The 8083-nt window shown below is 63.0% G+C and carries 8 protein-coding genes; 3 read left to right on the plus strand and 5 right to left on the minus strand.

What is annotated here, in order from left to right; translation table 11 throughout:
* Nucleotides 1-4 precede the first annotated feature (4 nt).
* Nucleotides 5-1675, minus strand: a complete 1671-nt coding sequence (locus U1839_RS20945; RefSeq protein WP_332805518.1) for a carboxylesterase/lipase family protein — start codon at nt 1673-1675, stop codon at nt 5-7.
* A 116-nt stretch (nt 1676-1791) separates the two neighbouring features.
* Between U1839_RS20945 and U1839_RS20950 the strand changes: the two genes are divergently transcribed.
* The 3 genes from U1839_RS20950 to U1839_RS20960 all read left to right on the plus strand — a co-directional run bounded on the left by U1839_RS20950 (nt 1792) and on the right by U1839_RS20960 (nt 5256).
* Nucleotides 1792-2325 carry a DUF3237 domain-containing protein gene (locus tag U1839_RS20950; protein WP_332805519.1) on the plus strand — a complete coding sequence of 178 codons (534 nt, stop codon included), beginning with the start codon at nt 1792-1794 and terminating at the stop codon, nt 2323-2325.
* A gap of 10 nt (nt 2326-2335) precedes the next feature.
* The gene (locus U1839_RS20955) at nt 2336-4198 is read left to right on the plus strand and encodes a bifunctional sugar phosphate isomerase/epimerase/4-hydroxyphenylpyruvate dioxygenase family protein (RefSeq protein ID WP_332805520.1); all 1863 of its coding nucleotides are present in this window, start codon (nt 2336-2338) and stop codon (nt 4196-4198) included.
* Between the two features lie 440 nt (nt 4199-4638).
* A complete protein-coding gene (locus tag U1839_RS20960; protein WP_332805521.1) occupies nt 4639-5256 on the plus strand; it encodes a tyrosine-type recombinase/integrase in 618 nt (205 codons plus the stop codon).
* A 231-nt stretch (nt 5257-5487) separates the two neighbouring features.
* Here the strand turns inward: U1839_RS20960 and U1839_RS20965 are convergent, their stop codons facing one another.
* The 4 genes from U1839_RS20965 to U1839_RS20980 all read right to left on the minus strand — a co-directional run bounded on the left by U1839_RS20965 (nt 5488) and on the right by U1839_RS20980 (nt 7538).
* On the minus strand, nt 5488-6033 hold the full coding sequence (locus U1839_RS20965; RefSeq protein ID WP_332805522.1) for a DUF2059 domain-containing protein: 546 nt from the start codon (nt 6031-6033) through the stop codon (nt 5488-5490).
* 171 nt (nt 6034-6204) lie between these two features.
* Complete coding sequence (locus tag U1839_RS20970; protein ID WP_332805523.1) at nt 6205-6465, minus strand: hypothetical protein; 261 nt, start codon at nt 6463-6465, stop codon at nt 6205-6207.
* A 238-nt stretch (nt 6466-6703) separates the two neighbouring features.
* On the minus strand, nt 6704-6913 hold the full coding sequence (locus U1839_RS20975) for a hypothetical protein (protein WP_332805524.1): 210 nt from the start codon (nt 6911-6913) through the stop codon (nt 6704-6706).
* 214 nt (nt 6914-7127) lie between these two features.
* On the minus strand, nt 7128-7538 hold the full coding sequence (locus tag U1839_RS20980; protein ID WP_332805525.1) for a hypothetical protein: 411 nt from the start codon (nt 7536-7538) through the stop codon (nt 7128-7130).
* Nucleotides 7539-8083: the final 545 nt, after the last annotated feature.

Here is an 8083-nt window from a genome sequence, read left to right on the forward strand (position 1 = left end):
GGCGTCAGTCGCGCGGTGAGCCGGCCTTTGGCGGAATTGCCTGTCGCGCGACCGGATGCGCGGCGAGCCAGTCGAGCCGCCGTACGTCGAGCGGCCGCACCGCCACGCTGTCGCCGAACAAGGCTTCGCGCTCCGCCCGCGCCGACCATGCCGGCCAGTCCGCGCCCGGCTTGCCGTCGCGCGCAAAGGCGATGAGGTCGTCCATCATCGTCGCCGAGAGCTGTCGGTCGTACGGCGTCCAGTCGCGCGTCCGGCGCAGGCTGTTGTAGCTGTCGAGCGTGCCGAGCCAATAGGGGATGTCGCCGGTGTGATAGGCTCCGATCGTCGCCGGGTCCTGGTCCGCAAAGTGCACGCCCGGCGTGTAGGGATGCTTGCGCGAAAACTGGTCGAGATAAGCGGGCTGGCCGATGCTCGCCTGGTCGCGGGCGCATTGGCGCGATGCCGCCACAAAGCCGGTCAGGTGCGCGACATTGTGCGCCATCACCTTCGCCTCGATGTCGGTCGTTGCCGGGAACAGGTGGAGAAAAGCCGGTGCGTCGGCGCCGAACGCGGCCTGCGCCGTCGCATGATATTGGTCGAGCCTCGTCACATAACCGAACGGGCTCATCAGGATATCGATATCGTCGGTATTCGAACTGGCGATGATCGGCACGCGGTTGATCCGCCCTGCCGCGAGCAGCGCCGGCTTCTGATCGCGCAGCACGAGGCCGTCGACGATCGGCCCACCGATGCGGATGCCGGCGACATTGGCACCCAGCTGGCTTTCGCCCTGGATGGCGAGGATGCGGTCGGCGGGGATGTCGCGCAGCGCCGCGAGCGAGTCCGCCCTCAGCCGCTGCTGCACCGCGACGCCCGTCGCCTCGGCCTCGGCCAGGCTGGGCATGGCGTCGTGATAGTTGCACCAGCTGGTCATCGTCGCGCTGCGGAACAGACCCTTTGCCTCGGGCGAGAAGATCAGCGACGCGACCGACAATGCGCCGGCCGACTGGCCAATGATAGTCACCTTGTCGGGGTCGCCGCCGAACGCCGCGATGTTGGCCTTGACCCAGCGCAGCGCTGCGATCTGGTCCATCAGCCCGTAATTGCCCGAATGGCCGCCCTGCTCGCGGGTCAGTTCGGGATGGGCCATGAAGCCGAACGCCCCGACGCGGTAGTTGAAATTGACGAACACGGCGCCGCGCCTTGCCACCGCAGCGCCGCCATAATTGCTCATGCCCGACGAGCCGATGGTGAAACCGCCGCCATAGATGAACACCACCACCGGCAGCTTCGCGGCCGCCTTGGCCTCGCGGGTCCAGATGTTCATGAAAAGGCAATCCTCGGAGGTCGCCTCTTCGCCGAAATAGTGGTTGATGCCGTGCGGTCGCAACACCTGGATGCATTCCGGCCCGGTGCGGTCGGTATTGCGTACCCCCTGCCACGTGACCGGTCGCGGCGCCGCCCAGCGCAGCGCGCCGACCGGCGGCGCAGCATAGGGAATGCCGAGATAGGCGCGCACGCCGTCCCCGATCCGCGTGCCGGCGACAGCGCCCGATGTCGTGACGACGGGATCCGAGGAGATTGGCTGCATCGCCGGGATGCCTACCGGGACGCCCGGCGCGTCGCCCGCCGTTACCGGCGCCATCGGCGTTGCGATGAGGAGCGATGCCGTCAGCATCGTCGCAATCCGTTTCATCCATCCCCCTCGTCGGGCGCAACGAAGCTCTTGTCGACTCTCGCCCGAATGCGCATTATAATGTACGAAATGGTTCGTGCACGTCAAGCAGCGTGGCGCTCTGGACAGGAGAGATGATGGACGGGTTGGCGACACGGCGCGCTTTCTTCGCGGCGATGGCAGCGACGGTTCCGCTCGCCCTGGCAGGCGAAGTACATGCCGCACCCATGCCCGATGGTGTGACGCCGAGCGTCGAATTCGCCTTCTCGGCGCACGTCCTGCTCGAACCGACCAGGGAGGTCGGCCGCACCCCTTATGGCGTTCGCCGCCGCATCCCGATCATCGGTGGCACGTTCGAGGGGCCGCGCATCCGTGGTCGCGTGATGCCGGGCGGTGCCGACTGGCAGCTGCAGCGTGCCGACGATTACACGCTGATCGAGGCCGATTACATGATCGAGGCCGGCGACGGCACGCAGATCCATGTCCGCAATCGTGGTCTGACCAACTCCAGGGTCACGGGGGCGACCACGCGCTATCTGCGCACCGTGCCCGAATTCGAGGCGCCGGCCGGGCCGCATGAATGGCTCAACCAGTCGGTGTTCGTCGGCAGCCTGCAGGGTGTGACCGGCGGGCCGCCCTCGGTCATGGTCCATGTGTTCAGACTCGCCTGAAGGGAAACCGATGCGCACGTCGATCGCCACCGTCTCCGTCAGCGGCACGCTCGAACAGAAGCTGACCGCGATCGCCGCCGCCGGCTATGACGCGGTCGAGATCTTCGAGCCCGACCTGCTGTCATGCGCGGCCTCGCCGCGCGAGATCAGGTGCCGGATCGAGGATCTCGGCCTGACCTGCGCATTGTATCAGCCGTTTCGCGATTTCGAGGGCATGCCCGGCGAACTGCGCCAGCGCGCCTTCGACCGGATCGAACACAAGTTCGACGTGATGGCCGAGCTCGGCACCGACCGCATCCTGTTATGCTCCAACTGCTCGCCGCACGCGCTGGGCGAGCATGACCGCATCGTCGACGACTTCCGCGCGCTGGGCGAACGCGCCGCGGCGCGTGGCATGCTGATCGGTTACGAGGCGCTCGCCTGGGGCCGGCGTGTCTTCGACCACCGCCAGGCATGGGAGATCGTCAAGGCGGTCGACCACCCCGCGATCGGCATCCTGCTCGACAGTTTCCATTCGCTGTCGCGCGACATTCCCAGCGAGAGTCTCGCCGAGATCGACCCGGCCAAGATCGTCTTCGTCCAGCTCGCCGATGCGCCGCGGCTGTCGATGGACCTGCTGTTCTGGAGTCGGCATTATCGCTGCATGCCCGGCCAGGGTGACCTGCCGGTGGCGGGCTTCGTCGCCGAACTCTTGAAGCTCGGTTATGAGGGGCCGCTATCGCTGGAGATTTTCAACGACCGATTCCGGGCGGGCTCGACCGCACTGGTGGCGCAGGACGGCCTGCGTTCGCTGGTCGCGGTGCGAGACCAGGCCGAGCGGCTGATCGGCCGGCGCCCCGCGTTGCCCGCACCGGCGTCGATCGGCGGCGTCGAGTTCATCGAATTCGCGGCTTCCGACGAGGAAGCCGCTCGGATGGAGCCGATGCTGTCGGGCATGGGCTTCGCCAAGGTCGGGCGGCACCGCAGCAAGCAGGTCGATCGCTGGTCGCAAGGATCGATCAACCTGGTGGTCAATCGTGAGCCGCGCGGCTTTGCCCATTCCTACGACGTGATGCATGGCGCGGCGATCTGCGCGCTGGGCCTGACCGTGCCGAGCCCCGATGCGACGCTGCGCCGGGCACGGGCGCTCGACATCCAGCGTTTCGACGATGGCGCGCGCGATGCTGCGGTGATGCCGGCCCTGCGCGGGGTCGGCGGCAGCCTTGTCTATTTGATGGAAGGTGAGGCGATCGACCGCATCTGGGCAAGTGAGTTTCGCTCCTTGGCTAGCACAGGTGACGATGCCGGGCTTGGCCGCATCGACCATGTCGCTGCTTCCGTCGATATCGACGAGTTCCTGTCGTGGCAGCTCTACTGGACCGCCTTGTTCGACGTGGTGAAGCAGGTCGAACTCGATATACCGGACCCCGCCGGGCTGGTGCAAAGCCGGGCGATCGAAGGGTCTGACGGGGCCTTCCGGGTAACAATGAACGCCTCGGGTGGGCGCGGCACGCTGTCGTCACGCTTCATCGGCAATGTGTTCGGTGCCGGCTTCCAGCACATCGCCTTCACCACAGGCGACATCTTTGCCACCGCGCGAAGGCTGGTCGCAGGCGGCGTCGCGCTGTTGCCGATCCCGGCAAATTATTATGACGACCTGGTCGCGCGCTTCGGCATCGCCGAGGACGCGATCGCAGAGATGCGCGCACACAATATACTGTTCGACCGCGACGAGGCCGGCAACGAATATTGGCAGATCTATACTCGCGCGTTCGAGAAGCGCTTCTTCTTCGAGATCGTAGAGCGGCGTGGCGCATATCCGGGTTACGGTGCGGCGAATGCGCCGGTCAGGCTCGGTGCGCAAAGCCGGTTTCGCGCGGATGAAATTCAATAGTTGAAGTCCGCCGCAGAGGCGCGAGCTTGAAGCGGTTGAGTAAACGGTTGAACGGCAATCCTCGGGCCACCTTCAGAATTGCGACATAAGTTCGTCGATTTCACGCGGCCTCCACCAGCTCCCGTCGTTCACCGCGGCGTGACAGGGTGGCGATCTGGATGGTGAACGAACGGCAGGAATCGGTTACCGACGAGAGGTGGTTAGACGGCGCAATCTGGCGTGTTTCCGATCGTCCGCTTAGGCCATTGCGATCGGTAGGTTCCGTCAGGACCAGACGTTTCCCGGAGCGGAATTGAACGACCGGCCGTGGTCGAGAGCCGACCGGCGGTTCGAGCGGAACTCGGGCATGAACCACAAATGCCAACCATTGCTTCACCGCGCTCCATTTATATCGGAGCGTTGACCCGGCTCTTTGGAGATGAGCAATGGGGCATTCGTCGATGGATCCCGCGTTCCACGAACTGCGACCGTGGAATGAAGGCCGACTTCTTGGCGCCAAACGTGCGCTCAAACCGCAGCAGGTATGGGCGATCCGCTTCTGGCTCGACCAGCATCGCCGACTGCGCGACCGGGCGCTCTTCGACTTCGCCATCGACAGCAAACTTCGCGGCTGCGACGTGGTCAAGGTTCGCATCGGTGACATCGTCGCCGGTGGCCGAATCAGGGATCGCGCCGTCGTGGTGCAGCAGAAGACCAAGCGACCCGTGCAGTTTGAGTTGGTCGAACCGGCCCGAAAGACCCTGCTCGCCTGGCTTGAGCGCCGTGGCGGCACACTCAACGACTTCGTCTTCCCGAGCCGGAACGACTACATGGGACATATGAGCACGCGGCAATACGCTCGGTTAGTCCGGGAGTGGGTGACCGGGATCGGGCTCCAGGCCGAGGATTACGGGACGCACTCGCTCAGGCGCACGAAGGCGTCGATCATCTACAAGGCGACCGGCAACCTGAGGGCCGTTCAGATCCTTCTTGGCCATGCCAAGATAGAGAGCACCGTCCGCTACCTCGGCGTCGACGTCGAAGACGCCCTTGAGCTGTCGGAGCGCACGGAAATTTGATCGAGCCGACTCGACCCAGGATCGGACGCTCACCGAAGCGAGCTTATTTGACCGGTTCTGGGTCGAAAACGGCCTAACGGAGCTTCGTGTTGAGAAGACCCAGATCTGGACGTTCCGACGTCCAATCCACCTTCCCAACTTCAGACACTCGTTCAGGCGGTCATCGGCCGTTTTCAGCGCCGGCAATTTGCCGCCCGAACGGCTCGACCTGGTGGTTTTGAGACAGTCGGCTTATTGGTGGCCGGCAGGCTTCGGGGCCAACCGCGCGTACACACGCGCGCAAGCCTCGGGTTGGGCAGAGCAAAATGATCGTCGCACGCTTGCAGTGGTGCCGCTGGCAAAGTCATGAGCTATTTTAGCGAGATCGGTGCTCATATCAGCTTCGGCAGCGATGATTGCCACACCCTGCGGAGACTGGGCGAACGCGATAGCCGCCCGAAGCTGTTCTTCTGTGAGGCGCGAGGCCATGAGCCTGACGATGGCGCGCTCCTGACCGGGAGAAGTTTCGCCGATTGCCTTCGCTATGGCTTGATTGAGCGCTGCGCGGCAGGGATCGTCGGCGCACGCGTCCCAAACCAACTTCAACTGACGCGCATACACTTCATCGAGACGCTTCTCCCGATGAACAAGATTTTCATACTGTTGAGAAAGTGCCAACCTTCGGTTCATTCCGGCGTCTGCCGTGTCCTGACCATAGGCCGATGGAGCGGCGAGCGCCGCCATCGTGATCAGAAACCAAAATCTCCGCATTTCACTCTCCAGACCACGGAAAATCACATTGTAATGTGCGCTATTGGGCAGGCAATCCTCAAAGAATAGCGTCGGCTGCTGGGCGGCTCCTGCCGGACAGCCTTTCGTCCCGACACCTGCCGGTCGGCTTTCAGGCGGATCATGTCCATCGACAGGCCGGGAACGGCTCGACCTGGTGGAAAGAAGCCGTTCGCGTGGTCAGTAGCTGCCCCGGTCCAAACCGGGGGCAATTATCAAACGCTCGTCAAACTCTCTGCGGCCACACCTTGCCGCAAATTCAGCAGCGAGCGTTGGGTCTGCGTCAAACGAGTAAAATTCGGCATCTGTGAGCAGATAAAATTCCTCGTAATCGACCGTTCGATTGCTAACAGGAATGCTAAGATAAGGTCGCCCGCTCGCGGTATCCGTCCCCAACGAATATCGGTGATCGCGCGACACCTTGCTGTCGATGAACCTCATGAATCCGATATTAGCGTCGAGAGCGGATGGCGGCAAATGGGGCGGCTCCCGCCAGGCAGCTTTGCGGCAAGGACGACCCACAACCAGACGCTCAGCCGCGCCTCAGCGCTCCTTCATATCGGACGTACGTTCAGGCGCGTCGCCGCCAGTCGCGTCGGGATGGCCACTTCTATATCGGCGTATGAACGACCGATTGGGACTCGATGGTCGCCCGTCGAGTTGTCCAGCCCGCTGCCCCTCAGTCGCGTGGCGCTCGCGCGATCACGGCCTGAGCCAGGCGAAGGCGGACCTTCCATGTTTTCACCGATGGATGCCCGGCAGCTAGGCCGATAAGACGTCCTTCGATCTGCGCAACCTCTCGCTTAGCCGCTTCGAGCTCGACGGGTGTCGGCGGAGGCTGGATATTGGCGCGCGTGTGTGCGCCGGTGCGTCCCTTGCTCTTGGTCATCGACAACCTGATGGTCTGAGATGCTGGCTCTGGTCAATGAGGGGCGGAATCAAAGAGGCCGCTCTCCTCCCGCATGACGACCCATTTGTGGCCATTCCCGGCGCAACTTCGGGTCCCCAATTTCGGCCACTCGTTCATATCATCGAACGGCTGGTTTTGAGCGTCCGAAAACGGCCGGGAACGGCGTGAGTCGGTGGGGAACCTGCCGTTCGACTTATGGTTGCAAGAGGCCGCTCGCGTGCTTTTCGACCAGCTTGTCGCCGAGCACCAACATCTTCGGGAGGCTGGCTAGGTCCGCTTCACTCGCTGGCCCTAGATACTGGTCCTCCACCCAAACCTCGCCACCCGCCGTTCGGCGAGTTAGTTCCCGCTCGTCTGGGGAAACATCGGACTTGCCGACAATGGGCCATCGCTTCGACTTCACAGGCTTTCCACTGGTATAAAAGACCTTGAAACCGCCCTTCTCGGTATTGGAGAGGTCGGGCGGTTCGCTTGCGATTGCCCCGGGGTAGACCTTCAGCGCGATGACGTTTGCGAAATAGCTCGATGCAAATATCACCTTGGCCAACAACCGTTTGTCGCCGGCAGGGATGGCCACGAATGACCCCACGATGTCCTTGGTCAACTTCAATCTGCCCTATCGATCATGGCGAACTGAGCGAGTGATAATCGAAACGGCAACGTCCGCAATTGGAGCGGCTCCTGCCCTGCAGCTTTGCGGCAAGGACGACCCAGAAGCGGTCATTCGCGGCACCCGTGCCACTTCCCGAATCCAGATGCTCGTTCATCTCGATCATATGGCAGCTCTCGGGCGCATAGATTCAGCTCGTGAACGGCTTGAGATGGTGGGTCAGCTGCCCTTCCTTCCCGCATTTCCAATACTGAGTGCGAGGCCCGCATTGGGAGCGCGGCAGGGATGGGTTGGTCGTGATAAATAACGCCCGATTGCGCACTTGAAGTCTTGCGCTTCTCGTGCGGCTCGCAAGTAATACGGCCTCACTGTCCGAGAAAAAAGCGCGCTTCACTATTGTCAGTCAGTGACCTATGCTCAGGTCTCAGAGCCTGATTCAAAAGTTTCTCAACTGATTGAGACTCTTGCGATTCTGCGGGTGATCATGCGGATGCTGGCGATGGTTGCCCATGCGGTCGAGCTTTCGATGGATCGTTCCC

The sequence above is a fragment of the Parasphingomonas halimpatiens genome (assembly GCF_036663795.1).
Lineage (GTDB): Bacteria > Pseudomonadota > Alphaproteobacteria > Sphingomonadales > Sphingomonadaceae > Sphingomonas.

Bases quoted from the DNA above. Each gene is read 5' to 3' on its own strand.
- U1839_RS20945 (WP_332805518.1), bottom strand. From the start codon at position 1,675: ATGAAACGGATTGCGACGATGCTGACGGCATCGCTCCTCATCGCAACG.
- U1839_RS20950 (WP_332805519.1), top strand. From the start codon at position 1,792: ATGGACGGGTTGGCGACACGGCGCGCTTTCTTCGCGGCGATGGCAGCG.
- U1839_RS20955 (WP_332805520.1), top strand. From the start codon at position 2,336: ATGCGCACGTCGATCGCCACCGTCTCCGTCAGCGGCACGCTCGAACAG.
- U1839_RS20960 (WP_332805521.1), top strand. From the start codon at position 4,639: ATGGATCCCGCGTTCCACGAACTGCGACCGTGGAATGAAGGCCGACTT.
- U1839_RS20970 (WP_332805523.1), bottom strand. From the start codon at position 6,465: ATGAGGTTCATCGACAGCAAGGTGTCGCGCGATCACCGATATTCGTTG.
- U1839_RS20975 (WP_332805524.1), bottom strand. From the start codon at position 6,913: ATGACCAAGAGCAAGGGACGCACCGGCGCACACACGCGCGCCAATATC.